This window comes from Variovorax sp. PEI5, assembly GCF_056679935.1.
The window spans coordinates 2,077,928-2,104,694 of record NZ_CM155257.1; the positions used below are offsets into that span (position 1 = coordinate 2,077,928).

The 26,767-nt window shown below is 71.2% G+C and carries 20 protein-coding genes, 2 tRNA genes and 1 pseudogene; 11 read left to right on the top strand and 12 right to left on the bottom strand.

Annotated features, from left to right (window positions below; translation table 11 throughout):
* Positions 1-8 precede the first annotated feature (8 nt).
* The 7 genes and pseudogenes from shkS to AC1MLT_RS09585 all read right to left on the bottom strand — a co-directional run bounded on the left by shkS (position 9) and on the right by AC1MLT_RS09585 (position 6,516).
* Positions 9-1,445: a surface-behavior sensor histidine kinase ShkS gene (shkS, locus tag AC1MLT_RS09555; protein WP_481032060.1), complete on the bottom strand. Its 1,437-nt coding sequence runs from the start codon at positions 1,443-1,445 to the stop codon at positions 9-11.
* A 369-nt stretch (positions 1,446-1,814) separates the two neighbouring features.
* The gene (locus AC1MLT_RS09560; protein ID WP_481032061.1) at positions 1,815-2,237 is read right to left on the bottom strand and encodes an energy transducer TonB; all 423 of its coding nucleotides are present in this window, start codon (positions 2,235-2,237) and stop codon (positions 1,815-1,817) included.
* 292 nt (positions 2,238-2,529) lie between these two features.
* Positions 2,530-2,619, bottom strand: a tRNA-Ser gene (locus tag AC1MLT_RS09565).
* A gap of 107 nt (positions 2,620-2,726) precedes the next feature.
* Positions 2,727-4,058, bottom strand: coding sequence for a serine--tRNA ligase (gene serS / locus AC1MLT_RS09570; protein ID WP_481032062.1), 1,332 nt, complete (start codon positions 4,056-4,058; stop codon positions 2,727-2,729).
* Between the two features lie 26 nt (positions 4,059-4,084).
* A complete protein-coding gene (locus tag AC1MLT_RS09575) occupies positions 4,085-5,077 on the bottom strand; it encodes a threonine/serine dehydratase (RefSeq protein ID WP_481034955.1) in 993 nt (330 codons plus the stop codon).
* A pseudogene (ispH, locus tag AC1MLT_RS09580) lies at positions 5,078-6,055 on the bottom strand (4-hydroxy-3-methylbut-2-enyl diphosphate reductase); the annotation flags it as partial.
* Entirely contained in the window at positions 6,055-6,516 is a 462-nt protein-coding gene (locus AC1MLT_RS09585) for an FKBP-type peptidyl-prolyl cis-trans isomerase (protein WP_481034957.1), read from the bottom strand. The pseudogene ispH and the gene AC1MLT_RS09585, both read right to left, overlap by 1 nt.
* Before the next feature lie 61 nt (positions 6,517-6,577).
* Between AC1MLT_RS09585 and radC the strand changes: the two genes are divergently transcribed.
* Together radC and AC1MLT_RS09595 are read left to right on the top strand one after the other, a co-directional pair.
* Positions 6,578-7,255, top strand: coding sequence for a RadC family protein (gene radC / locus AC1MLT_RS09590; protein ID WP_481034959.1), 678 nt, complete (start codon positions 6,578-6,580; stop codon positions 7,253-7,255).
* Positions 7,255-7,926 carry a Smr/MutS family protein gene (locus AC1MLT_RS09595; protein WP_481032063.1) on the top strand — a complete coding sequence of 224 codons (672 nt, stop codon included), beginning with the start codon at positions 7,255-7,257 and terminating at the stop codon, positions 7,924-7,926. The genes radC and AC1MLT_RS09595 overlap by 1 nt, the downstream gene beginning before the upstream one ends.
* Before the next feature lie 22 nt (positions 7,927-7,948).
* On the opposite strand, the gene AC1MLT_RS09600 is transcribed toward AC1MLT_RS09595, so the two are convergent.
* Both AC1MLT_RS09600 and AC1MLT_RS09605 read right to left on the bottom strand, forming a co-directional pair.
* A complete protein-coding gene (locus AC1MLT_RS09600; protein WP_481032064.1) occupies positions 7,949-8,359 on the bottom strand; it encodes a group II truncated hemoglobin in 411 nt (136 codons plus the stop codon).
* Between the two features lie 11 nt (positions 8,360-8,370).
* The gene (locus tag AC1MLT_RS09605; RefSeq protein ID WP_481032065.1) at positions 8,371-10,884 is read right to left on the bottom strand and encodes an ABC transporter permease; all 2,514 of its coding nucleotides are present in this window, start codon (positions 10,882-10,884) and stop codon (positions 8,371-8,373) included.
* A 132-nt stretch (positions 10,885-11,016) separates the two neighbouring features.
* Here AC1MLT_RS09605 and AC1MLT_RS09610 point away from each other — a divergent pair, with 132 nt between their 5' ends.
* From AC1MLT_RS09610 to AC1MLT_RS09645, 8 genes are all read left to right on the top strand, one after another.
* Complete coding sequence (locus AC1MLT_RS09610) at positions 11,017-11,382, top strand: hypothetical protein (RefSeq protein ID WP_481032066.1); 366 nt, start codon at positions 11,017-11,019, stop codon at positions 11,380-11,382.
* A 103-nt stretch (positions 11,383-11,485) separates the two neighbouring features.
* Positions 11,486-14,560 carry a formate dehydrogenase-N subunit alpha gene (fdnG, locus tag AC1MLT_RS09615; RefSeq protein ID WP_481032067.1) on the top strand — a complete coding sequence of 1,025 codons (3,075 nt, stop codon included), beginning with the start codon at positions 11,486-11,488 and terminating at the stop codon, positions 14,558-14,560.
* Between the two features lie 5 nt (positions 14,561-14,565).
* Positions 14,566-15,573, top strand: a complete 1,008-nt coding sequence (gene fdxH / locus AC1MLT_RS09620; RefSeq protein ID WP_481032068.1) for a formate dehydrogenase subunit beta — start codon at positions 14,566-14,568, stop codon at positions 15,571-15,573.
* Between the two features lie 15 nt (positions 15,574-15,588).
* On the top strand, positions 15,589-16,215 hold the full coding sequence (locus AC1MLT_RS09625; protein ID WP_481032069.1) for a formate dehydrogenase subunit gamma: 627 nt from the start codon (positions 15,589-15,591) through the stop codon (positions 16,213-16,215).
* Between the two features lie 7 nt (positions 16,216-16,222).
* A complete protein-coding gene (gene fdhE, locus AC1MLT_RS09630; RefSeq protein WP_481032070.1) occupies positions 16,223-17,296 on the top strand; it encodes a formate dehydrogenase accessory protein FdhE in 1,074 nt (357 codons plus the stop codon).
* Entirely contained in the window at positions 17,296-18,750 is a 1,455-nt protein-coding gene (selA, locus tag AC1MLT_RS09635; RefSeq protein ID WP_481032071.1) for an L-seryl-tRNA(Sec) selenium transferase, read from the top strand. The genes fdhE and selA overlap by 1 nt, the downstream gene beginning before the upstream one ends.
* 12 nt (positions 18,751-18,762) lie before the next feature.
* A complete protein-coding gene (selB, locus tag AC1MLT_RS09640; RefSeq protein WP_481032072.1) occupies positions 18,763-20,679 on the top strand; it encodes a selenocysteine-specific translation elongation factor in 1,917 nt (638 codons plus the stop codon).
* A 32-nt stretch (positions 20,680-20,711) separates the two neighbouring features.
* Positions 20,712-20,804: transfer RNA gene (locus tag AC1MLT_RS09645), tRNA-Sec, on the top strand.
* A 22-nt stretch (positions 20,805-20,826) separates the two neighbouring features.
* On the opposite strand, the gene AC1MLT_RS09650 is transcribed toward AC1MLT_RS09645, so the two are convergent.
* From AC1MLT_RS09650 to senB, 3 genes are all read right to left on the bottom strand, one after another.
* Positions 20,827-23,319: a PAS domain-containing protein gene (locus AC1MLT_RS09650; protein WP_481032073.1), complete on the bottom strand. Its 2,493-nt coding sequence runs from the start codon at positions 23,317-23,319 to the stop codon at positions 20,827-20,829.
* Positions 23,320-23,424: 105 nt separating this feature from the next.
* On the bottom strand, positions 23,425-24,522 hold the full coding sequence (gene selD, locus AC1MLT_RS09655) for a selenide, water dikinase SelD (protein WP_481032074.1): 1,098 nt from the start codon (positions 24,520-24,522) through the stop codon (positions 23,425-23,427).
* Entirely contained in the window at positions 24,519-25,484 is a 966-nt protein-coding gene (gene senB, locus AC1MLT_RS09660; RefSeq protein WP_481032075.1) for a selenoneine biosynthesis selenosugar synthase SenB, read from the bottom strand. Before senB ends, selD begins: the two co-directional genes overlap by 4 nt.
* Between senB and senA the strand changes: the two genes are divergently transcribed.
* On the top strand, positions 25,462-26,751 hold the full coding sequence (gene senA, locus AC1MLT_RS09665) for a selenoneine synthase SenA (protein ID WP_481034960.1): 1,290 nt from the start codon (positions 25,462-25,464) through the stop codon (positions 26,749-26,751). The two genes, senB and senA, sit on opposite strands and share 23 nt — an antisense overlap.
* The last annotated feature ends 16 nt before the right edge of the window (positions 26,752-26,767 follow it).

The window sequence follows — 26,767 nt, forward strand, 5'->3', positions numbered from 1 at the left end:
CCCGGGGCTCAGCCGACGGCGCCCGAGATCCGGGTCTGGGCCGTCGACTCGTCGGCGTCGTGCAACGCGACCCTGAAGACACTGCCCCGCCCCAGGCGCGAACGCACGCTCACCGGATGTCCCAATGCATGGGACAGCCGCGCCACGATCGCCAGGCCCAGGCCGAAGCCATCCGACGTGCCGGCGTGGTCGGCCACCTTGTAGAACTCCAGGAACACGTCGCGCAGGTGCTCGCGCGCGATGCCGATGCCGGTGTCCCAGACCTCGACCCGCAGGCCCTCGCGGGTCTGCCGCGCGGCCAGCAGCACGCCGCCCTCGGCGGTGTACTTGATGGCGTTGGCCAGCAGGTTGCCCAGCATGCGGCGCACGCGGATCGGATCGGTCAGGATGACGTCGGAGGTCGTGTGGACGCGGAAGCGCAGGCCCTTGGCCTCGGCCACCGGCCGGTACTGCAGCTCGAGGTCGTGCAGCAGCTGGGCCACGTCGACGCGCTCGATGTGCAGCTTCACCTGGCCGGAGTCGATCCGCGCCAGATCGAACAGCGAGTCGAACAGGGCATTCACCGCGTGCGTCGCGCGCACGATCTTGGGAGCGATCTCCTCCACCAGCTCGGGCTCGTTGCGCAGCCAGTCGGCATAGAGCGACAGGGCCAGCACGGGCTGGCGCATGTCGTGCGCCGCGCTGGCGAGGAAGCGGTTCTTCATGGCCACGGCCGAGACGGCGGCCTGGCGCTGCTGCGTGAGGGAACTGATGAGGATGTGGTTGTGGAACAGCAATTCGAAGCTGTTGCGGGCGGTCTCGTGGATGCGCCGTCCCGAGCGCAGCAGCAGGCCCCAGTGCAGGACCGGCAGCAGCAGGAAACCGTAATGGAAGTGCGGCCGCATGAATTCCAGCTGCACCACCCGATAGGCGACCGCCGACATCATCGTCATGAACAGCATGTTCACGTAGCGCTTGAGCAGCGGCGGATAGAGCGCCAGGCCGTTGAGCGGGAAGGTCGCCACGCCGGCGACGATCAGCCAGCTCATGAACTGGTTCACGATCGGCGTGCGCTCGAAGAAGATCAGGATCGACAGGCCCCAGGCGAAGGCGCTGCCCATCCAGAGGAAGCTGTAGCGGTCGACATATTCCTGCTGCGCCGTCGAATCCTTGTCGGCATAGTCGCGCATGTAGACGCGTTCGCCCCAGACGCGGAAGCTGGTGGCGACGATGCCCAGGAAGAGCCAGAGGAACAGCTGCCAGCGCGGCACGTGACCCCAGCTCAGTCCGACCATGGCGGGCATCAGGGCGGCGGCCAGTAGATAGGAGCCGCGCGCCGCGCGCATCAGACTGCGGATGAGCTCGCCGCGGACCCAGGGTTCGGCTTCGTCGGCCGTGGCCGGCGCGGGCGTCAGGCTCGCGAACGAGGAGTTGCCGAGACCCACGAAAGACGAATTACCCTTCATGACTCACTACCTTTGTCGGCCGGGGAAATTGCATTGGATTCATCGCTCCCAGACGGATGAACTTGCTCGCGGAGGCACCATGGCCGGAGGCGAGAAGCAAAAAAAATGGCGCCTCGATGGGCGCCACTGGAGGAGAGGGAGGCATCATCGGATCGAGCTGCATGGCGGTCTGGACGCCGGTCTTCCGCTCGTCTCGCTGTACCCCGGGTCCCCAATGATTCCCCCAAGCCGAAAGTTGATTCCTGGATTGTCAGTGCCTGCTGCGCCATGCACTTGTAACCATCGAGAAACTTTTCGAAGTGTAGCGCAGCAACAACTTTGGTTCGTGCGACCGAGTTGCCGCGCACTTTCGCTTGCGCCTGCGATGGCTCAGCAGTCGAACGACCTCATGGCCCGGCACTGGGCGAAGGCCTTCACGCTCACCGGCATGAGCGTGGTGACGGCCATCGCCTCGCCGGCCTCCCGATAGGGAACGAACCGCGCGCCGACGAGCGCGCGCTGCGCGGCGCCATCGAGCACCGCGCTGCCGCTGCTGGTCTCGAGCGAGGTCCTGCGCACGATGCCGAGTTCGTCCACATGCACGCGCAGCACGGCGGTGCCGTTGGGCATGGGATCGCCCAGGTTCCGGCGCGGCATCGTGAGGCGCAGGCGTTCCGCGGGTCGAAGCTGGTCCGACGCGACGATCCTGGCGGGCCACGCATGGGCGTCGCCGCCGGTCGCGCATCCCTGGCTGCCGAGCGCGCCACAGAGCGCGAGAGCGAGGGCACAGGTCTTCAGGCGCTGGATCTTCATGATGGCGGCGGCGGGTGGCTGGTCGTGATCGGATTCTGCCCTCGGTGGCGATGCCGATGCATCGCCGCCCTGCGATGGACGCGCACGATCCCTCTTCGTGCCCTCGCCACGGTCGAAGCCGAGAAGACGTGTGACATCACAATGCCGTAACAGCCGGTGTCGTGGAGGTGATCGACCCTCGACGGAAGCATCGACGCGCGACCCCATGCGACCGGACGCAAAAAAGCCCCGGCTGGCGGGGCTTTGATGGGCTTTTCGGTGACACCGCGTGGTGCCATCAGGAAGCCGGTCCTGGAGGAGAGGGAGGGATTCGAACCCTCGGTACGTTCGCACGTACGCCTGATTTCGAGTCAGGTACATTCGACCACTCTGCCACCTCTCCGGTGTCTGTCGAGCCTGCGATTCTAGCAGCAAGTCACATTGTTTCCGGCAGCCCGGCCGCATAAAAAAAGTGCGGCACCCCGGGAATCGCGAGCGCCGGGCGGTCCGTCAGGCCCGCAGCACGTCGAGTCCGCCCAGGTAGGGCCGTAGCGCCACCGGCAGGCGGATCGAACCGTCTTCGTCCTGATGGTTCTCCAGCACCGCCACCAGGGCCCGGCCGACCGCCAGCCCGGAGCCGTTGAGGGTGTGCACCAGCTCGTTCTTGCCCTGGGCGTTCTTGAAGCGCGCCTGCAGCCGGCGGGCCTGGAACGCCTCGCAGTTGGAGATCGAGCTGATCTCGCGATAGGTGTCCTGGGCCGGCAGCCACACTTCGAGGTCGTAGGTCTTGCTCGATGCGAAACCCATGTCGCCGGTGCACAGCAGCACCACCCGATAGGGCAGCTCGAGCGCCTGCAGCACGGCCTCGGCATGGCCGGTCATGGTCTCCAGGGCGTCGTAGCTGTGGTCGGGATGCGTGATCTGCACCATCTCGACCTTGTCGAACTGGTGCTGGCGGATCATGCCGCGCGTGTCGCGTCCGGAGCTGCCGGCCTCGGAGCGGAAGCATGGCGTGTGCGCGGTCAGGCGGATCGGCAGGCGCGATTCGGCCACCACCTCGTCGCGCACGAAGTTGGTCAGCGGCACCTCGCTGGTCGGGATGAGGTAGAGCGCCGAGTGGTCCGGCACCGGCTCGCCCTCCTGGCCGCCCTTCTTGGCGGCGAACAGGTCGCCCTCGAACTTGGGCAGCTGCGCCGTGCCGCGCAGCGAGTCGGCATTGACGATGTAGGGGACATAGCACTCGGTGTAGCCGTGGCGCTCGGTCTGGAAGTCGAGCATGAACTGCGCGAGCGCGCGGTGCAGGCGTGCGATCGGCCCCTTCATGACATTGAAGCGCGCGCCCGCGAGCTTGGCTCCCATCTCGAAGTCCAGGCCCAGCGGCGTGCCGAGGTCGACGTGGTCGCGCGGCGTGAAGCCCAGCGGCGTGGCCGAGGCGCCCGCGCCGCCCTGCGGGCTCCAGCGCCGCACCTCGACATTGCCGCTCTCGTCCTCGCCCAGCGGCACGCTGGCGTGCGGCAGGTTGGGCACGGCCAGCAGCAGCGCCTGCAATTCGGGCTGGATGGCTTCGAGCCGGGCGCCCTGGGATTCCTGCTCGGCCTTGAGGGCGTTGACCTCGGCCATCAGCGCGTCGACCGGCTCGCCCCGGCCCTTGAGCGGGCCGATCTGCTTGTTGAGGGTGTTGCGGCGCGCCTGCAGCTCCTCGGTGCGGGTCTGCAGGATCTTGCGTTCGGCCTCGAGGGCGCCGAAGGCGTTGACGTCGAGGAAGGTCTGGTTCTTCTTGCGCGTTTCGAGACGGGCCACGGCCGAGGCCAGGTCCTTGCGCAGCAGGGTGATATCGAGCATCGGGCGATTTTATGAAGGGTTGCGTGTCAGCCCAGCGTGGCCGGGTCGACGTTGGCGCCGCAGACGATCAGGCAGATCTTCTCGCCCGGGCGTGGCACGTAGGCGCCGGTCTGCAATGCCGCCAGGGGCAGCGCGGCGGCGGGCTCGACCGCCAGCTTGAGTTCGCGCCAGAGCCAGGACTGGGCGGCGCGGATCGCCGCGTCGTCGAGCAGCAGCGCCTCGTGCAGGTGCTGCTGGACGATGTCCCAGGACAGCGCGCCGATGCGCCGCGCGCCGAGCGAATCGGCCGCGATGCCGCCGACCTCGACATCCACCGGCATGCCGGCCTCGCGGGCGCGGAACAGGGTCGGCGCGCGTTCGGGCTCCAGCGCGACCACGCGGCTGCGCCCGGCGAACCAGGCCGCGAGTCCGCCGACCAGACCACCGCCGCCGACGCTGACCAGCACCGAATCGGGCAGGCCGCCCTGCGCCTCGATCTCGCGGCCGAGCGTGCCGGCGCCGGCCACCACCTCGACCTGGTCGTAGGCATGGGTGAGCAGCGCCCCGCTCTCGCGCTGGCGCGCCAGGCAGGCGGCGAGCGCGTCGGCATAGGCATCGCCGGCGACCGTCACCCGGGCGCCGAGGGCGCGCAGGCGCTCGCGCTTGGCTTCCGGCGACAGGCCGGGCACGAACACCTCGCACGGCACGCCCAGGGCGCGCGCGGCGGCGGCGGTGGCGATGCCGGCATTGCCGCCCGAGGCGACGATCACGCCGCTGGCCGGCAGGGCTCCGGCCAGCAGCCGGTTCATCATGCCGCGCGCCTTGAAGCTGCCGCCGGCCTGCAGATGCTCGAGCTTGAGCCAGATCTCAACACCCGAGGCCGCCAGCGTCGCCGGCAGGCCGAAGACCTCGGGCGACAGCTTCCACAGCGGCGTCTCGCGCACGAAGGCGCCCTGGCGCTCGCGCTGGCCTTCCAGCCGCGCGGCGGCCCGCTCGATCTCGGCGTGCCAGTCGATCCGCGGCGCGGCGGCACCGGGCAGACCGACGGCGCCGGGCGCGGGGGCCGATGCCATCGCCGCGCCGGCATCGAGCTTGAGACCCTTGGGCAGCGGGAACTTGAGCGTCTCCTTGACGCCGTCCATGGTCCGCACCGACACCGCGCCGAGCGCCTTCAGGCGGTCGATCACCTCGCGCACCAGCACCTCGGGCGCCGAGGCGCCGGCGGTCAGGCCGACGCGCGTCTTGCCCTCGAACCATTCGGGGCGCAGTTCGTCGGCCGAGTCGACCATGTGGCTCTCGGTGCCCAGGCGCTGCGCCAGCTCGCGCAGCCGGTTGCTGTTGGAGCTGGTCGGGCTGCCCACCACGATCACGATGTCGACCTCCGGGCTCATGAGCTTGACCGCGTCCTGGCGGTTCTGCGTCGCGTAGCAGATGTCCTGGTGCTTGGGCTCGCGCACCATCGGAAAGCGCTGGCGCACGGCCTGGGCGATCTCGGCGGCGTCGTCGACCGACAGCGTGGTCTGCGTCACGACCGCCAGCTTCCGCTCCTGCGCCGGCTGCACGCGCGCCACGTCGGCCACGTCCTCCACCAGGTGGATGCCGCTGGACAGCTGGCCCATGGTGCCCTCGACCTCGGGATGGCCCTTGTGGCCGATCATGATGAATTCGTAGCCCTCGCGCGCCAGCTTGGCGACCTCGACGTGGACCTTGGTGACCAGCGGGCAGGTGGCGTCGAAGATCTCGAAGCCGCGCGCGCGGGCCTCGGCCTGGACCGCCTTGCTCACGCCATGGGCGCTGAAGACCAGGGTCGAGCCGGGCGGCACGTCGGCCAGGTCCTCGATGAAGATCGCGCCCTTGGCCTTGAGGTCGTTGACGACGAAGGTGTTGTGCACGATCTCGTGGCGCACGTAGATCGGCGCGCCGAACTTGGCCAGCGCCCGCTCGACGATCTCGATGGCGCGGTCGACGCCGGCGCAGAAACCGCGCGGCTCGGCCAGCAGGATGTCGTCGATGGCCATCAGAGCACCCCGATCAGTTCGACCTCGAAGGTCACGGGCTGGCCGGCGAGCGGGTGGTTGAAGTCGAACTGCACCGCGCTGTCGTTGGCGGCGACGACCGCTCCCGCGTAGCTGCCCTGGCCGTCGGGCGTCGGGAACTGCACCACGTCGCCCACGGCATAGCGCTCGTCGGGGTCCCCCAGGCGGGCCAGCAGCGTGCGCGCCACCCACTGCAGCATCTCCGGGTTGCGCTCGCCGAAGGCCTCCCCGGCGGGCAGCTCGAAGCGGGTGCGCGTGCCCTCGGCCAGGCCCAGCAGTCGCTGCTCGACCGCCGGCGACAGCTCGCCGGTGCCCAGCGACAGCGTGGCGGGCTTGTCGGCGAAGGTGTTGATGATGTCGCCCGCCGGGCCGGACAGCCGGTAGTGCAGCGTGAGGAAGGAACCGGCGGTGACGACCGCGGAGGTGGAGGGCAAAGACAAGATGGGCGTCCCTATAAACTGAACCGACCGATTTTAGGGAGCCGTCTTCGTGCCTGCCGTCGCAATGACTTTCAAGGACCTGCCGCCGGGCATGCGGCCGCGCGAGAAACTCGTCGCGCGCGGCGCCTCGGCGCTGGGCGATGCCGAACTGCTCGCACTGCTGCTGCGCACCGGCCTGCCGGGCAAGAACGTGCTGCAGCTGGCGCAGGAGGTGCTGGAACGCTTCGGCGGCCTGGCCGGCCTGCTGCGCGCCAGCCTGGACGACCTCAAGGCCGTCAAGGGCCTGGGCGGCACCGCCAAGCGGGCGCAGCTCGCCGCCGTGCTCGAGATCGCGCGCCGCGCGCTGGGCGAGCAGCTCAGGGCGCGCGCCGTCTTCGATTCGCCCGAATCGGTCGGCCAGTACCTGCAGCTGCACCTGGGCGGCCGCCCGCACGAAGTGTTCGCGGTGCTGTTCCTGGACGCGCAGCATCGGCTGATCGCGCTGGAGGAGCTGTTCCGCGGCACCCTGACGCAGACCAGCGTCTACCCGCGCGAGGTCGTGGTGCGCGCCCTGCACCACCATGCCGCCGCCGTGGTGCTGGCGCACAACCATCCGAGCGGCGACGTCACGCCCTCGCGCGCCGACGAGATGCTCACGCGCACGCTCCAGGGCGCGCTGGCGCTGGTCGACGTGCGCGTGCTCGACCATGTCGTCGTCGGCGCCGGCGGCACGCTGTCGATGGCGCAGAAAGGACTGCTCTGATGCCCTCCTCCCCCCGCCCCACCCGACCGACCGGCCTCAAGAGCCTGTCCGACCTGAAGAGCGTGCAGCGCGCCCTGGCCGAGACCCGCGAGCGCGAGGCCGCCGCGACCGCCGCGCGCGCCGAGGCCGAGCGCCGGCAGGCCAACGAGCGCGACCTGTTCAACCGCGCCATCGGCGCCACCCAGCCCCTGCGCCGGGTCGCGTCCGTGCCGCTGGCGCCGGAACGCCCGCCGCCGATCCCGGTGCAGCACCAGCTCGACGAGCAGCGCGTGCTGCGCGAATCGCTCTCCGACGAGTTCGACGTCGAGACCCTGCTCGACGTCGACGACGCCATGAGCTTCCGCCGCCCGGGCATCGGCACCGAGATCACGCGGCGCCTGCGCGCCGGCGAATGGGCCATCCAGCAGCAGCTCGACCTGCACGGCATGCGCAGCGACGAGGCGCGCGAGGCCCTGGGCGCCTTCATCCGCACCGCCAACCGCCAGGGCGTGCGCTGCGTGCGCGTGGTCCATGGCAAGGGCCTGGGCTCGCCGGGCAAGCAGCCGGTGCTCAAGACCAAGACCCAGCGCTGGCTGATCCAGAAGAACGAGGTGCTGGCCTTCGTCCAGGCCAAGCCGGCCGAGGGCGGCGCCGGGGCGCTGGTGGTGCTGCTGGCGCCGGTGAAGCGCTAGGCGCCGGGCGCCGGCGCGGACCTCAGGTCCGCATCCAGTCGGCGGTCTGGAAGAACGAGCCGCGCAGGCGCTCGCGCAATGGCGGATCGACCCCGATGTCGCCCATCGCCTGGTCCATGCAGGCGAGCCATTCGTCGCGCTCGCGGATGCCGATCGAATGGCCGCCGATGCTGCGCGGCAGGTGGCGCGCGCGCAGCATCGGATGGCCGAAGCGGTCGGTGTAGTGCTGCGGCCCGCCGAGCCAGCCGCACAGGAACCAGAACAGTCGCTGGCGCGCGTTCTCCAATGTCGTGCCGTGCACCGCGCGCAACCGGGCGTAGGCCGGCTCCAGCTCCATCAGGTCGTAGAAGCGGTCGACCAGCAGCCGCACCCGCTCCTCGCCGCCGATCCATTCGAAGGGCGTGTCGAAGGGTGGCTTGTCCTGGATCTGCATGGTGTCGCTCCTCATCCCTTGCGCAGGGTCTCGACCACCGGCCGGCGCAGCACGTCGCGCAGGCCCCACCAGCCCGCCGCCAGGGCCAGTCCGGCGCCGGCCAGCGCGCCGGCCAGCGGCACCAGCGGCGACGCCGTCCAGGCAAAGTCGAACACATAGCGCGCCAGGCCCCAGCCGATGGCCGAGGCGGCGATGCTGGCCAGGAAGCCCGCCAGCAGGCCGACGCCGGCCAGTTCGGCGCGCTGCACCTGGCGCAGCAGGCTGGCGCGGGCGCCGACCGCGCGCATCACGGCGAATTCCCGCGCGCGCTCCTCGCGCGTGGCCGTGACGGCGGCGAACAGCACCACCAGCCCGGCCGCCAGCGTGAAGCCGAACAGGAACTCGACCGCGCGAATCACCTGGTCGAGCACGCGCTGGACCTGGCCGATGGTGGCGCTCATGTCGACATTGGTCACGTTCGGGTAGGCGCGCACCAGGGCGTTGTCGAAGCCCCGGGTCGATGGCGCCCGGAAGGCGCCCATGTAGGTCACCGGGATGTCCTCGGCCAGCCGGGCGACGCTGTACATGACGAAGAAGTTGGCGCGCAGCGAGCCCCAGTCGACCTTGCGCAGCGAGGTAATGCGCGCCTCGTTGGTCACGCCGCCGATGTCGAAGCGCAGCATGTCGCCCAGCTTCAGGCCCAGGGTCTCGGCCAGGCCGTCCTCGACGCTGAGCTCGCCGCGCGCGTCGGGCGTCCAGGCGCCGGCGACGATCTGGTTGTGCGCCGGCGCCTCGGCGCTGTTGCTGAGGTTGAACTCGCGGTCGACCAGGCGCCGGGCGCGGTCCTCGGTGTAGTCCTCCGGGTTGACCGGGCGGTCGTTGATGGCCACCAGCCGGCCGCGGATCATCGGATACCAGTCGAAGCCCTTGACGCCGCCATCGCGCAGCGACTGCTGGAACGCCTCGCTCTGGTCGGGCATGACATTGATGACGAAGCGATTGGGCGCGTCCGGTGGCGTCGCGCGACGCCAGCTCGACACCAGGTCGGTGCGCAGCAGCACCAGCAGCACCAGGGCCAGCAGGCCGACGGCCAGCGCGCTGACCTGGACCACCGCATAGGCCGGCCGGGCCGAGATCTGCCGCGTCGCCAGCACCAGCCAGCGCGGCGCGGTGGCCTCGTTGACCACGCGCCGCAGCACCTTCACCGCCAGCCAGCTCAGCAGCGCGAACACCGCCACCGCCGCGGCGAAGCCGCCGACGGCGATCAGGCCCAGTTTCAGGTCGCTGCTGGCCGCCAGCAGCAGCGCGACGAAACCCAGCGCGCCGATGCCCAGCACCGCCAGCGAGGCCGGCTTGAGTCCGCCGACGTCGCGCCGGATGACGCGCAGCGGCGGCACCCGCGCAAGCTGCAGCACCGGCGGCAGGCCGAAGGTGAACAGCAGCGTGAGGCCCATGCCCAGGCCGAACAGGGCCGGCCGGAAGGTCGGCGCCGGCAGCGCGGTCTCGACCAGGCCGGCGAGCAGCAGCACGAAGGCGTAATGCACGGCGAAGCCGATCGCCACGCCCAGCGCGCTGGCGCCCAGCCCGACCAGCGCGAACTCGAAGGCATAGGCGCCGGCGATGGTGCGCTGGCTCTGGCCGAGCACCCGCAGCATGGCGCAGTCGTCGAGGTGGCTGGCGGCGAAGCCGCGCGCCGCCAGCGCCACCGCCACGGCGCTCAGCAGCGCCGCCAGCAATGCCACCAGGTTGAGGAATTTCTCGGCCCGGTCGAGCGTCTGGCGCATCTCCGGGCGGCCGCTCTCGAAGGATTCGAGCCGCGCGCCGCGCAGTCCGCCCTGCTTGAGCCGCGCCTCGGTCGAGCGGGTGAAGGCCAGCACGGCGGCATCCGATCCGGCGACGGCGAAGCGGTAGGTCACGCGGCTGGCCGGCTGCACGAGCGCGGTGCGCGCGACATCGGCCTGGTTGAGCATCACGCGCGGCGAGAAGCTCATGAAGCCGCCGCCGCGATCGGGCTCCAGCACGATCACGCGCGCGATGCGCAGGCTGGCGTCGCCCAGCAGCAATGGATCGCCCACCCGCAGGCCCAGCGCGTCGAGCAGCGAGGCGTCGACCCAGACCTCGCCCGGGCCGGGGACGTCGCGCGTGGTCTGGCCGGCGGTGTCGGGGGCGCTGGCGGTCAGCAGGCTGCCGCGCAGCGGATAGCCGGGCGCGACGGCCTTGAGCGAGACCAGCTTGCTGGCGCCGCCCTGGGCATCGGTGGCACGCGCCATGGTCGGGAAGCCATAGGTCATGGCGCCCTGCAATCCCAGTCTCCCGGCCTCGCCGGTGAAGGCGCCCGGCGTCGCGCTGTCGGTGACCAGCACCGCGTCGCCGCCCAGGAGCTGGCGGGCGTCGCGCTGCAGGCCGCCCTTGAGCCGGTCGGCGAAGAAGCCGACGGCGGTCAATGCCGCCACGGCCAGCAGGACGGCCACGATGAGCAGGCGCAGTTCGCCGGCGCGCAGATCGCGCCACAACGTGCGCCAGCCGAGACGGAGGGAGGATTTCATCGCCGCGACGATAGCCGAGCGCGAAAGGGCCGCGCTGCCCCGGGTTGATCGCAAGACAAGGTTGGAAGGCTGTCGCTAAACTGTTTCAAGACTTGTACGGTGGCCCTCCGGGCCGTACCCAAGGAGAACCCCTTGACCCCACGAAAAACGATCCTCCGAACTCCCGGCGCCCTGCTGGCCGCGCTGTCGCTGGCCGGCCTGGCGTTGCTGGCGGGCTGCGACCGCAAGCCTTCCTCGCCCCCCACGCCCTCGGCCGGCGGCACCACCACGGGACCGACCGCCGCCTCCGGCGGAGCGCCCTCGGCCGAGTATCCGGCCGGCATCAAGGCGGCGCCTTCGGGCGACACGGTGTCCAAGTCCGGCACCCGCGAGGGTCCCGGCGAGGGCGCCACCGCCATCGGCGGCGTCACCCCGAGCGCCAACGTGACGCCTCCGCCGACCGGCAACGCCACCGCCCCGACCGCCGGCGACGGCGCCCCGACCGCGCCCAAGCCCTGAACCGTTTTCCGTCCCCTCGCTCCCTTTCGCCCCTTCGCTTTCACACCCACCCCACAAGAGTCACGATGAAGCATCCCATCCACTGTCCGACGGAGGTGTCCCTATGGACATGAGTCGCCGTCAGTTCTTCCGCGTCAGCGGCGCCGGCCTGGTCGGCTCCAGCATCGCGGCGCTCGGTTTCTCGCCGGCCGCGGCGCTCGCCGAGACACGCAACTTCAAGCTCGCCCGCACCACCGAGACGCGCAACACCTGCCCGTACTGCTCGGTCGGCTGCGGCCTGATCATGTACAGCCTGGGCGACCGGGCCAAGAACGTGGTGCCGGCCATCCTGCACATCGAGGGCGACCCGGACCACCCGGTCAACCGCGGCACGCTCTGCCCCAAGGGCGCCGGCCTGCTCGACTTCGTCCACAGCCCCCACCGCCTGAAGTTCCCCGAGGTCCGCGAGGCGGGCAGCAACGAATGGAAGCGCATCAGCTGGGACAGCGCGCTCGACCGCATCGCCAAGCTGCTCAAGGACGACCGCGACGCCAACTTCCAGCGCACCGGCGCCGATGGCCGCATCGTCAACCGCTGGACCACCACCGGCATGCTGGCCGCGTCGGCCTCCTCCAACGAAACCGGCTACATCACGCACAAGGCATTCCGCTCGCTGGGGATGCTGGTCTTCGACAACCAGGCCCGCGTTTGACACGGACCGACGGTGGCCAGTCTGGCCCCGACGTTCGGCAGAGGCGCGATGACCAACCATTGGCAGGACATCCAGCATGCGGATGTCGTGCTCATCATGGGTGGCAATGCCGCTGAGGCGCATCCGTGCGGCTTCAAGTGGGTGATCGAAGCCAAGAAACACAACAAGGCCCGCCTGGTGGTGGTCGACCCGCGCTTCACGCGGTCGGCGGCCATGGCGGATTACTACGCGCCGGTGCGCGCGGGCTCGGACATCGCGTTCCTGTCGGGGGTGCTCAACTACCTCCTGACGAACGACAAGATCCAGACCGAGTACGTGCGCCACTACACCAACGCGCCGTTCATCGTCGGGCCCGACTACAAGTTCGAGGACGGCCTGTTCAGCGGCTATGACGCGGCCAACCGCAAGTACGACGCCAGGTCCTGGGGCTATGCGCTCGACGAGCAGGGCATGGCCCGGGTCGACATGACGATGCAGGACCCGCAATGCGTGCTGCAGGTCATGAAGCGGCATTTCTCGCGCTACACGCCCGATGTGGTGAGCAGGATCACCGGCACCCCGCAGGACAAGTTCCTGAAGGTCTGCGAATACATCGCCAGCTGCAGCACGCCCGACCGCACCATGACGGTGATGTACGCGCTCGGCTGGACGCAGCACAGCCAGGGCTCGCAGATCATCCGCACCGGCGCGATCATGCAACTGCTCCTGGGCAACATGGGCGTGGCCGGCGGCGGCATGAACGCCCTGCGCGGCCACAGCAACATCCAGGGCCTGACCGACCTGGGTCTGCTGTCGAACTCGCTGCCGGGCTACCTGTCGCTGGCCCGCGAGGGCGAGCAGACGCTGGACGACTACTACAAGACCCGCTCGCTCAAGCCGCTGCGTCCCAACCAGATGAGCTACTGGCAGAACTACCCCAAGTTCTTCGTCAGTCTGCAGAAGGCCTGGTGGGGCAATGCCGCGACGGCGCAGAACGACTGGGCCTTCCACTACCTGCCCAAGCTCGACAAGCTCTACGACGTGCTGCAGGCCTTCGAGCTGATGAACAAGGGCCTGATCAACGGCTACATCTGCCAGGGCTTCAACCCGGTCGCCTCGTTCCCGAACAAGCACAAGACGGTCGCTGGCCTGTCCAAGCTGAAGTTCCTGGTGACCATCGATCCGCTGATGACCGAGACGAGCGAGTTCTGGAAGAACTATGGCGAGTACAACGACGTCAAGACGGCCGACATCCAGACCACCGTGTTCCGCCTGCCGTCGACCTGCTTCGCCGAGGAGGAAGGCTCGCTGACCAACTCCAGCCGCTGGCTGCAGTGGCACTGGAAGGGCGCCGAGCCGCCGGGCGAGGCGATGGGCGACATCGACATCGTCGCGGGCATCTTCAACCGCATCCGCGTGGCCTATGCCAAGGATGGCGGCGCCTTCCCCGATCCGATCGTCAACCTGACCTGGAACTACAAGATCCCGCATTCGCCCTCCGCGCAGGAGCTGGCGATGGAATACAACGGGAAGGCGCTGGTCGATCTGGTCGATCCGAAGGATCCGACCAAGGTGCTGGCCCGGGCCGGCGAACAGCTCTCGGGCTTCGGACTGCTGCGCGACGATGGCAGCACGTCCTCGGGCTGCTGGATCTACTCCGGCGCCTGGACGCAGGCCGGCAACCAGATGGCGCGGCGCGACAACGCCGACCCCTATGGCATCGGCCAGGCGCTGAACTGGTCGTGGGCCTGGCCGGCGAACCGGCGCATCCTCTACAACGCCGCCTCGGTCGACCCGACGACGGGACAGCCGTGGATCGCCCGGCGCATGCTGGTGAAGTGGGACGGCGCCAAGTGGGCCGGCTCGGACATCCCGGACATCCGCCCGGATGCCAATCCGATGGAGGCCGAGGCGGTGCGCCCGTTCATCATGAACGCCGAGGGCGTGGCGCGCCTGTTCGCGCCCAGCGGCATGGCCGAGGGACCGCTGCCGGAGCACTACGAGCCCTTCGAGTCGCCGCTGGTGAACAACCCGATGCACCCGAACAATCCGGTGGCGCGCGCCAACCCGGCCGCGCGGGTGTTCCAGGGCGACCTGGAGATGCTGGGGGTGCCCAAGGACTTTCCGTACGTCGCCACCAGCTACCGGCTCACCGAGCACTTCCACTACTGGACCAAGCACGTCCGCAGCAACGCCATCATCCAGCCGCAGCAGTTCGTCGAGATCGGCGTCGAGCTGGCCGAGGCGAAGGGCATCACCAACGGATCGATGGTCAAGGTCAGCAGCAAGCGCGGCTACATCAAGGCCGTGGCCCTGGTGACACGGCGCATCCAGGCGCTGCAGGTCCAGGGCCAGACCGTCCATACGGTGGGATTGCCCAACCATTGGGGCTTCCTCGGCCTCACCAAGCCGGGCTTCCTGGTGAACACGCTGACGCCCGTCGTCGGCGATGCGAACACCCAGACGCCCGAGTACAAGTCCTTCACGGTCAACATCGAAAAAGCCTGAGCCCCATGTCGTCCCTCCAATCCCTCGACATCGCGGCGCGCTCGGCCACCACCGTGCAGCCGCCCGACATCCGCCACCGCCCGCAGGTGCAGGAAGTCGCCAAGCTGATCGACGTCTCCGCCTGCATCGGCTGCAAGGCCTGCCAGGTGGCGTGCATGCAGTGGAACGACCTGCGCGACGAGGTCGGCGTCACCGGCGGCACCTACGACAACCCGACCGACCTCACGCCGTCGTCCTGGACGGTGATGCGCTACGCGGAGGTCGAGCCCGAGCCCGGCCACCTCGAGTGGCTGATCCGCAAGGACGGCTGCATGCACTGCGAGGACCCGGGCTGCCTGAAGTCGTGTCCGGCGCCCGGCGCCATCGTCAAGTACAGCAACGGCATCGTCGACTTCATCAGCGAGAACTGCGTGGGCTGCGGCAACTGCGTGACCGGCTGCCCGTTCGACGTGCCGCGCATCAGCAAGACCGACAACCGCGCCTACAAGTGCTCGCTGTGCTCGGACCGCGTCACCGTCGGCCTGGAGCCGGCCTGCGTGAAGGTCTGCCCGACCGGCGCCATCCACTTCGGCACCAAGGAAGCCATGCACCAGTACGCCGACGAGCGCATCGTCGACCTCAAGGAGCGCGGCTTCAAGAACGCCGGGACCTACGATCCGGCCGGTGTCGGCGGCACGCACGTCATGTACGTGCTGCAGCATGCCGACCGCCCCGGCCTCTACAGCAACCTGCCCAAGGATCCGCACATCAGTCCGCTGGTGTCGCTCTGGAAGGGCGTGGCCAAGCCGCTGGCGGTGCTGGCGATGGTCGGCACCGTGGTGGGCAGCTTCTTCCACTACATGAAGGTCGGTCCGGTGGAAGCCAAGGAAGGCGCCAGCGACGAGGACGACGACGGCCACGGCGTCAAGGCCGAGATCATCGAGGCGCCACCCGCCCCGGGCGAGTCGCCGCCGTCGTCCGTGCCCCCGGCGCGGACGGTGCACGATCCCGCGTCCCCACCGCCCCGCGTCTGAACCAGGAGCCTCGCGATGACCACCGTCCGCTATCTGCGCCGCTACCGCGACGCCACGCGCATGAACCACTGGTACGTGGTGCTCATGTTCATTGCCGCCGGGCTCTCGGGCCTGGCGTTCTTCCATCCCTCGCTGTTCTTCTTTACCGCCTTCTTCGGCGGCGGCCAGTGGACGCGGATCCTGCACCCCTTCTTCGGATTGGCCATGGTGCTGGGCTTCGCGTTCCTGTTCTTCACCATGTGGCGCGAGAACGTGCTCGACCGCGCCGACCGCGAATGGCTCGCCAAGGCGCCGGAGATGCTCAAGGGCAACAAGGAGGGCATGCCGGCCGTGGGCAAGTACAACGCCGGCCAGAAGCTGGTGTTCTGGGCCTTCGCCGTCAGCCTGCTGCTGCTCCTGGTGACCGGCTTCATGTTCTGGAGTCCGTGGTTCGTGCACTTCTTCCCGATCACGCTGCGGCGCATCGCCGTGGTGGTGCATGCCGCCTCGGCATTCGTGCTGGTGATCTCGGTGATGACGCACATCTATGCCGCCATCTGGATCAAGGGCACCATGCGCGCCATGACGCGCGGCACGGTGACCGAGGGCTGGGCCCGGTTGAATCACCCGCTGTGGCACCGGAAGATGACGCGCGGCGAATAATCGCCGGATGACCCGCAACGACAACGACAGTCCTTCCCCCCAAGACGGTGCCCCGGGCGCCCCGGGTGCACCGCCACCGGCCTACACCACGCGCGTCCTCTCGGTCGAGGAGATCGCGCTGCAGGCCGGGCGGCAGATGCCGTTCCTGCGCCTGCCGCAACGCGCGCTGGTGTTCTCCGACCGCCAGCTGCGCCTGCGCCAGCTCGCCGCGTCGCATGCGATGCGCGACTACCTGCTGTTCGTCGCCGACCTGGCTTCGGCCCAGCACCAGGTGCTGCAGGACTATCCCGAAGTCGCCCTACCCGATGACGACGCCTGCGCCGCCGCCGCCAAGGCCCTCAAGCCACCGGTGCCGGCCTTCGGCTGGCCGCGCGACGCGCTCTGGCGCGACCAGCTCCGGCGGCTGCTGGGCCTGGTGCGTGCGCGGCTGCCCGACGGCCCGGCGCGCGCCATGGTCGACCGCGTGGCCGCCAGCCCCGACGACTGGCTGGAGAGCCAAGCCGACCGCCTGCTCAGGCGCCAGACCCTGGAGCTCGACCTCGGCGCCGCGCCGCTGATCGCCGCCGGCCTGCAGACCTACTGGACCCAGCTGGCCCTGCGGACCACCGACGTGCATGGCGAGCGCGTCTTCGGCCACACCGATCCCGCCACCCAGTGCCCGTGCTGCGGCAGCCCGCCGACCGCCTCGGTCACGCGCATCGGCGCCGACGACGCCGGCTTCCGCTACCTGCATTGCGCGCTGTGCAGCACGCAATGGCACTACGTGCGCATCAAGTGCGCCCACTGCGAGAGCACCAAGGGCATCCACTACGAGACGCTGGAGCCGGCCCACGAGGGCGTGGAGGTCGCCGCCACCGGAGCGCGCCCCGGCGCCGTCAAGGCCGAATGCTGCGATACCTGCGGTCACTATCTCAAGCAGGTCTCGATGGAGAAGGACCACGAGGTCGAGCCGGTGGCCGACGACCTGGCCAGCGTGGCGCTCGACCTGCTGGTGGCCGATGCCGGCTTCGAGCGCAGCGGCCACAACCTGATGCTGCTGTTCGGCGACGCCGAGCCGAGCGGCGACGGCGGGGACGCCTGATGGCGGCGCCCGGAGGGTCCGTGGTCCACGGTCCGAAGGCCCGCCCCCAGGACCTGCCTTCCGTCGACCGCCTGCTGCGCGCCGCCGGTGTGCCCGAGCTGCTGGCCGCGCATGGCCACACGCTCGTCGCCACCGAGGCGCGCGCCCTGCTCGACCTGCTGCGCGCCGGCGCGCTGGCCGGCGACCTGGCGAGCGGGAAGATCGCGCCGGACGCGCTGGCGACGGCCCTGGCCGAACGCATCGAGTTCCGGCTGGCGCCGCGGATGCGGCCGGTGTTCAACCTCACCGGCACCGTCATCCACACCAACCTCGGGCGCGCCGTGCTGGCCGATGCCGCGCTGCAGCGGCTCATGACCCTGATGGCGGCGCCCAACAACCTCGAGTACGACCTCGCCACCGGCGGCCGCGGCGACCGCGATTCGCTGGTCGAGGAACTGCTGTGCACCCTGACCGGCGCCGAGGCCGCGACGGTGGTCAACAACAACGCCGCCGCCGTGCTGCTGACCATCGGCGCGCTGGCGCACGGCCGCGAGGTGATCGTCTCGCGCGGCGAGCTGGTCGAGATCGGCGGCGCCTTCCGCATGCCCGACGTCATGGCCGCCGCCGGCGCGCGCATGGTCGAGGTCGGCACCACCAACCGCACCCACCCGGGCGACTACGAACGCGCCATCGGCAAGCACACGGCGCTGGTGATGAAGGTCCACACCAGCAACTACGAGGTGCAGGGCTTCACCGCCGCCGTCGACGAGGCCGTGCTGGCGCCCATCGCGCGCGCGCGCGGCGTGCCGCTGGCCACCGACCTGGGCAGTGGCTCGCTGGTCGACCTGGCGCGCTACGGCCTGCCGCGCGAGCCGCTGCCGCAGGAGATGATCGCCGCCGGCTGCGATGTCGTGACCTTCTCGGGCGACAAGCTGCTGGGCGGCCCGCAGGCCGGGCTGATCGTGGGCAGCAAGGCGGCCGTCGACCGTATCCGCAAGTACCCGCTCAAGCGCGCGCTGCGCATGAGCAAGCTGCCACTGGCCGCGCTGGAGGCCACGCTGTCGCTCTACCTGCGGCCCGAGCGGCTGGCGCAGGACCTGCCGACGCTGCGCCTGCTGACGCGGCCGACCGAGGCCATCCAGGCCATGGCCGAGGCGCTGCGGCCGCACGTCGCCGCCGCCGTCGCCCCGCATTTCACGGTCGAGGTGGTGCTGCTGCAGGGCCAGATCGGCTCGGGCTCGCTGCCGGTCGAGCGCCTGCCCTCGGCCGGACTGGCGCTGACGCCGGCCGGCACCGCGCGCAAGGGCATGGGCCGGCTGCTCGACGCGCTGGCGACGGCCCTGCGCGCGCTGCCCCGGCCGGTGCTCGGCCGCATCGCCGACGACCGGCTGCTGCTGGACCTGCGCTGCCTGGAAGCGCACGACCGCGCCGCCTTCATGGCCCAGATCGACCTGCTGCGCCAGCGCCTGGGCTGAGGACCGCGCGCCATGATCATCGGCACCGCCGGCCACATCGACCACGGCAAGACCACGCTGGTGCGCGCCCTCACGGGCGTCGACACCGACCGCCTGCCCGAGGAGAAGCGCCGCGGCATCTCCATCGAGCTGGGCTATGCCTACCTGCGCGCGGACGACGGCATCACGCTCGGCTTCGTCGACGTGCCGGGCCACGAGCGCCTGCTGCACACCATGCTCGCCGGCGCCACCGGCATCGACCACGCCCTGCTGGTGGTGGCGGCCGACGATGGCGTGATGCCGCAGACGCGCGAGCACCTGGCGGTGATGGCGCTGCTGGGCCTGGCGCGCGGCAGCGTCGCGCTGACCAAGATCGACCGGATCGACGCCGCCGAGCGCCCGGCCCGGCTGGCGCGCGTGCGCGCCGAGATCGACGCCCTGCTGGCGCCGACGTCGCTGGCCGGCGCGCCGGTCTTCCCGCTGTCGGCGACCAGCGGCGAGGGACTCGACATCCTGCGCGCGCACCTGCTCGATGCGGCGCGCGAGACCCGGATGCGGGACGACGCGCTCGCCTTCCGCATGGCGGTCGACCGCGCCTTCACCCTGGCCGGCGTCGGCACGGTGGTGACCGGCTCGGCGGTGGCCGGCCGGGTCGCCATCGGCGACGAGCTGCTGCTGATGCCGGGCGAGCATCGGGTGCGGGTGCGCGGCATCCACGCGCAGAACGCCCGGACCGACGACGCGCATGCCGGCCAGCGCTGCGCACTGGCATTGGCCGGAGTGGCCAAGGACGAGATCCGGCGCGGCCAGTGGGTCTGCGCGCCCGGCATCGCCCTGGCCACCGCGCGCATCGACGTCGAGCTCGCGCTCTGGCCCGACGAGGCCCGCGCGCTGCGCTCCGGCACCCCGGTGCACGTGCACCTGGGCGCCAGCGACACCCTGGCTTCGGTCGCCCTGCTCGATCGCGATGCCCTGGCGCCGGGCGAGACCGCGCTGGCCCAGCTGGTGCTGCGCGAGCCGGTCGGCGCCTGGCATGGCGACCGCGGCGTGCTGCGCGATGCGTCGGCCAGCCGCACCGTCGCCGGCGTGCGGGTGCTCGATCCCTTCGCGCCGGTGCGTTACCGGCGCACGGCGCAGCGCCTGGCGCAGCTCGCGGCCTGGCGCCACGACGACCGGTCCCGACGCATCGCCGCCCTGCTCGACAGTGCCCCGTCCGGACTCGACACGGCGCAGCTGGCCCGGACCCTGGCCCTGCGCGCCGATGTCGCCCTGCCGCTGCCGGCCGATGCCGTGCGCCTGGAGCGCGCCGCCATCGCCGGCACGCATGCCCAGGCCCTGCGTGGTCACATCGTCGAGCGGCTGGAGGCGTTCCATCGCGCCACGCCCGACGAGGTCGGCCCCGATGCGCGGCGCCTGAAGCGGCTGGCCGGTCCGCGCGTGGACGACGCGCCATGGCGCCACGCCATCGAGACCCTGGTGGAGCGCGGCCTGGTGGCGCGCAGCGGCCACTGGCTGCACCTGCCGGCGCACGCGGCGGTGCTCGGCGCGGTCGAGGAGCGGCTGGCGCAGAAGCTGCTGCCGAAGCTGGCCGATGGCGGTTTCGATCCGCCCTGGGTGCGCGACCTGGCCCGCGACACCGGCGCCACCGAGCCCGTGGTGCGCCAGACGCTCGCCAGCCTGGCGCGACGCGGCCAGACCTTCCAGGTCGTCAAGGATCTCTACTATCCCGCGGGGACGATCGAGCGGCTGGCCGCGCTGGCGCGCGATTGCCTGCAGAATGCGGCGGGCCTGCAGGCCGCGAGTTTTCGCGATGCGACCGGGCTGGGTCGCAAGCGCGCGATCCAGCTGCTCGAGTTCTTCGACCGCATCGGCTACACGCGGCGCGTGCAGGACAGGCACCTGCTGCGGCCCGACACGATGCTGTTCGGCGCCACGCCAGGCAGCCCGTGAGACGCATGCGCGACGACGCGCATGGGATCCGTGGGAGGGAAGCGTCCCTGGTGGGGCGGCCGGGCTTCAAACCCGGTGGGTGGCGCCACGCGTCGCCGGGAGGGTTCGACTCCCTCTCCCTCCCGCCCCGACATCCTCGCGCGCTCCTCAGCGCCGCCCGGTCATGGCGCCGATGCGCGCGGCGAAGGCATCGAGCGTGAACGGCTTGGTCAGCAGGTGGTCGCCCGGGGCGAGCAGGCCCTCGCCGACGACCGCGCTCTCGGCATAGCCGGTGACATACAGCACCTTGAGGTTCGGACGCAGCGGCCGCGCCGCCTCGATCATCTGGCGCCCGTTCATGCCGCCGGGCAGGCCGATGTCGGTCACCACCAGATCGATCACGGCATCCGAGCGCAGGATGCGCAGGCCGGCGATGCCGTCCTCGGCCTCCCGCACCTCCAGCCCCTGCTCGCGCAGCACCTCGGCCATCAGCGACCGCATCGAGGGCTCGTCCTCCACCAGCAGCGCCGTGCCCGCGCGCTCGTTGGCGCCATAGCTCGAGTCGGCTGGCGGCTCCGCGGCCTCGCCCGGGCCGACGTGGCGCGGGAAGTACAGCGCGACGATGGTGCCCCGGCCCGGTCGCGACTCGATGCGCGCCTGGCCGCCCGACTGCCGCGCGAAGCCATAGACCATCGACAGGCCGAGCCCGGTGCCATGCCCCATCGGCTTGGTGGTGAAGAAGGGCTCGAAGGCGCGCGTGCGGGTGTCCTCGGACATGCCGGCGCCGGTGTCGGCGACGCGGACCGACACGTACTCGCCGGGCGGCAGGTCGCGCTCGCGGGCCGCGCGGTCGTCGAACGCGTGATTCGATGCCGCGATGGTGATGGTGCCGCCCTCGGGCATGGCATCGCGCGAATTGATGCACAGGTTGAGGATCGCGTTCTCCAGCTGGTGGCCGTCCAGGCGGGCCGTCCACAGCCCGGGCGCGGCGGGCGTCTCGAGCTCGATCGTCGGCCCGACGGTGCGCTGCACGAGTTCGCGCATGTCGGCGATGCGGGCATCGACGTCGACCGGGCGTGGATCGAGCGGCTGGCGGCGCGAGAAGGCCAGCAGCCGGTGCGTCAGCGAGGCCGCGCGCACGGCCGCGCCGCGCGCGGTGGCGATGTAGCGGCTCTGGGACTCGGCCGAGAGCTGGCCGAGCGCGATACGCCGCTGCATCAGTTCCAGCGCTCCCATGATGCCGGCGAGCAGGTTGTTGAAGTCGTGCGCCAGGCCGCCGGTGAGCTGGCCGACGGCTTCCATCTTCTGCGACTGGCGCAGCTGCTCCTCCAGGTGGTGCCGGGACGCCTCGGCCTCCAGCCGGTCCGTGATGTCGCGCCCCACGGCGTTGAAGCCGTCGCCTTCCGGGTTGGGAGAGAGCGACCAGTCGATGGTGCGCCACGAGCCATCGGCATGCCGCAGGCGGGTCGAGCGCCGGGTCGAGCGGCCCTCGCGCCGCAGGATGCGCATGTTGGCGATCACGCCCTCGACGTCCTCCGGATGGGCCAGCTCCAGGTAGGGCGTCGCCTCCAGGAAGGCCGGGTCGTGGCCCAGCGTGCGGCTCCAGGACGGACTGCGGCGGATGATCGTGCCGTCGAAATCGCCATGCACCAGCAGATCGACGCTGGTGTCCCAGAGCCGGTCGCGCTCGCGCGTGCGCTCGCCGATCTGGTTCTCCAGCGACCGGGCGAGCCGGCGCAGGTCGAGCTCGGCGCGGCGACGCTCGATGTTGAGCCGGGCGCGCTCTGCCACGTTGCGGATGAAGCCGAGCTCCGACGGCGTCCAGTGGCGCACCTGCCGGCACAGCACGAAGAACATCGCCACATAGCGCCCGCCCTCGAGCACCGGCACGTTGACGGCGGCGCGCACGCCCAGGGCCCGCCAGGAGGCGGCGGTGGTGGCCGTGCGGGGGTCGTGCTCGATGTCGTCGACGATGAAGTCATGGCCCCGGCGCAGCAGGTCGGCGAAGTCGCCATAGTCGGACAGCCGGTGGGGCCCGACGATGCTGGGGGCGCCCGGCACGCTCCAGCCGCGCAGCACCTCCAGCGTCTCGTCGTCCTCGAGCATGGTGCCGAAGCCGGTCATCGCGACCTCGAGCGTCTCGCCCACCACCCGCGCGCACAGGGCGGCGATGGTGTCGGGGTCGTCGAGGTCGCGCAGCTGGTCGTCCAGCCGGCCGACGACGTGGCGCAGGTCGGCATCGTCGACGCCGCGCCGCGCGTCGACCAGGCTCACCAGCGTGCGCGAGCGCAGGCTGTCGGTGGTGAGGTCGCGCGCCCGGTGGAAGGCACCGAAGATGGCGCCGCTGGCATCGCGCAGGGGCGCATAGGAGATCTCCCACCGCGGCACGCCCCGATCGGGCTGGCCGAAGGCCTCGACCACCGTGAACGATTCACCGGCGAGCGCGCGCTTCATCAGGCTGCGCATCAGCGTGGCCTGCTCGCCCACGAAGAGATCGGGGAAGACGTCGCCGATGCGCGGACGGAAGCCGTAGATGCGCAGGAACTCGTCGTCGTGGGCCCGGTTGAAGGCGATCAGCCGGTAGCCGGTGTCGAACATGCAGATCGGCTCGGGATCGAGCTGCCCCACCAGTTGCCAGAGATCGAGGTCGTTGGGTTCCATGAGGCCGCCGGGACTGCCGTCGACACGGGTCGCGCGGCTGGTTTCAAGGTCGGGGCGGATTCTGCCATCGGCCCGGCGCCGCGCTCCCGGCGCGCCGAAAACCCTTCAGGCGTCGACCCGCAATCGCGGCGCGCCGGCTTCGGCGCGGCCGATCACGGCGGCCTCGGCGAAGCCCTCGGCGCGGAAGATCGCCAGCACCTCGTCGACGGCCTCGCTCGCGCAGCTCACCAGCAGTCCGCCGGAGGTCTGCGGGTCGGTGAGCAGGTCGCGCGCCGTGGCGGGCAGGCCGTCGGCCAGCATCACCTCGGCGCCATAGCCCTGCCAGTTGCGGTCCGAGGCGCCGGTGACGAAGCCCTCGGCCGCCAGGGCCTCCGCGCCCTCGATCAGCGGCACCCGGGACCATTCGACGACGGCCGTCAGGTCGGCGCCGCGCGCCAGTTCGAGCACATGGCCGGCGAGGCCGAAACCGGTGACGTCGGTCAGGGCGTGCACGCCATCCAGGGCCGCCAGGGCGATGCCGGGCGTGTTCAGGCGGGTGGTGGTCTCGATCATCCGCCGGTAGCCCTCCTGCGGCAGCTGCTCCCGCTTCAGCGCGGCCGAGAGCACGCCCACGCCGATCGGCTTGCCCAGCACCAGCACGTCGCCGGGCCGGGCATCGGCGTTGCGCCGCACGCGATCCGGATGCACCAGGCCGAGCGCGACCAGGCCATAGATCGGCTCGACCGAATCGATGGTGTGGCCGCCCGCGATCGGGATGCCGGCGGCGCGGCAGACCGCCTGGCCGCCGCGCACGATCTCGCCGATCACCTCCACCGGCAGCTGGGCCACCGGCATCGCCACCAGGGCCAGCGCCATGATCGGCCGGCCGCCCATGGCGTAGACGTCGCTGATGGCATTGGTGGCGGCGATGCGGCCGAACTCGTAGGGGTCGTCCACGATCGGCATGAAGAAGTCGGTGGTGGCGATGAGCGCCTGGGTGTCGTTGAGGCGGTAGACGGCGGCATCGTCGGCGGTCTCGATGCCCACCATCAGCTCGGGCGGGATCAGGCCGCCGGCGCTGTTCTTCAGGATCTCGGACAGCACGCCGGGCGCGATCTTGCAGCCGCAGCCGCCGCCATGCGAGAGCGAGGTCAGGCGCGGACCGTGCCATGGCGCGGGCGACGTCGGGTCGGAGGAAACGGGCGGGGTCGAAGAAGGGGTCATGCAGCGGTCTCCAGCATTGCGGCCAGCAGCGCGGACAGGGTCGCGCGCTCGCGGGCGGGGTCGAACAGGGGAGCGCGCAACGCGCATTGCGCACCCAGGCGATCGAGTATCGCCGGGTCGTCCCGGCAGCCTTCGAGCAGGGTCGCGAGACCCCGGGCGTCGCCCGGCTCGAAATAGCCCGCGTAGTCGGCCCCCAGCATGCCGACGTTGCCGGCGACGCGGCTGGCCAGCACGGGCGTGCCGCCGCGCACCGCCTCCATCACGACATGGGCGCCGCCCTCCATCCAGCTCGGATGCACCAGCACGTGGGCGGCCTGGATGCGGCGGCGCGTCTGGGCATGCGGCCGCGCGCCGAGCCAGCGATAGGCGGGATGCTCGTCCTGCAGCGCCCGCGCCTCGCGCCCGAGCGCCGGGTCGAGCGCGGCGCCGATGTGGTCGAGCAGGATGTCCGGGCGGCCGGCCAGCCGGCGCACGGCATCGAAATACGTCTGCGGCGCCTTCTCGGCGCGCAGGTGGCCGACCATCAGGGCGCGCAGGTGGCGGCGGGGCTTGGGCAGGGCGGCGCGCGTGGTGGTCGACTGGAAGCAGACCACGGCCTTGGCGCGGAAGGCCGCCGGCAGGTCGGCGATGGCGCCCTCGTGCAGCACGATCAGCCGGTCGGCCAGCCGCAGCGAGCGCTCGGCGTCGATGTCGTGGCCGATGTCGCGATAGAGGTCGGTGCCGGTGAGCACCACGGCCAGCGGCCGCTGCGGCAGGGCCTCGGACCAGCGCGCGACGGAGTCGGCCGAGCGCCGCGCGTGCAGGGCGATCAGGGCATCGGCCGGGGTGCCGTCCCAGCGGTCGACGACCTCGATCCGATAATGCGCTCCCAGCATCCGGGACCACCGCCGGGCCGTCTGCCAGTTGCCGTTGTTGGCATCGGCCAGGGCCGGCGTGACGATGCAGATCGAGGGACGATTCATGGACGAGCTTATAGCGGAGGACGCGGACCCGCGCGCGGGCGGGGCCGCGGCGGGCCTGTCGATGCGCCACGCCGGGCCGGCCGACCTGGAGGCCGCGCTCGCGGCCGGCCGCGCCCGGCTGCTGGCGCTGTTCGACGGCTTCCGCCGGGCGCTCGGGCCGGACGGGCTGCGCATCGCGCAGGACCCGGCGGTGAACCTGCCGCTGTGGGAACTGGGCCACATCGGCTGGTTCGAGGAGGTCTGGCTGGCGCGCAACACCGGCCGGTCGCGCGGCGCGGACTGCGATCCGCTGGCCGCGCGCATGCCTTCCCTGCTGCCCGATGCCGATGCCTTCTACGACTCGTCGGCGGTGGCGCATGGCACCCGCTGGCGGCTGGCGCTGCCCGACCCCGAGGCCACCCTCGCCTACCTCGATGCGGTGCGCGAGACGACGCTGGCCTTGCTGCGCGCTGGCGACGCCTCCGACCGCGCGCTCTATTTCTTCCGGCTGGTGCTGTTCCACGAATCGATGCATTGCGAGGCCTGGCACTTCATGGCCGCGCGGCTGGGCCTCGACCTGGGACCGGCCCGACTCGGTCCCGCGCCCCGCGCGCGGCCGACCCACCCGGGCGGACTGCGCGTGGCGGCGGGCCGGCGCGTGATCGGCATGACGGCGCCGGGGTTCGCGTTCGACAACGAGCAGGGCGCCCACGAGGTCGAGCTGGCGGCCTTCGACATCGACCGCGCGCCGGTCGCCTGGGGCGCCTTCCTGGCGTTCGTCGAGGCCGGTGGCTATGCCGACGACGCCGCCTGGACCCCGGCCGGACGCGCCTGGCGCCACCGCCAGGGCGCCACGATGCCCCTGCATCTGCGTCGCGCGCCGGGCGGCTGGGAACACGCGGTGTGCGGGCGCTGGGAGCCGCTCGATCCGGCCGCGCCCGCCTGCCACCTGAGCGTGCACGAGGCCGAGGCGTGGTGCCGCTGGGCCGGGCGCCAGCTGCCGACCGAGGCGCAATGGGAGACGGCGGCCCGGGAGGCGACCGAGCCGCGGGAGTTCGCCTGGGGCGAGGTCTGGGAATGGACCGCCAGCGCGTTCGCGCCCTATCCGGGCTTCGCGCCGCATCCCTACCGCGACTACTCGCAGCCCTGGTTCGACGACGGCCGGCGCGTGCTGCGCGGGGCCTCGTTCGCGACCGCGCCATGGCTGCGTCACCCGTGCTATCGCAACTTCTTCCCCGGCGAGCGCACCGATGTCTTCGCCGGCTTCCGGTCCTGCGCCCGATCCTAGGCACCGACCCACGACC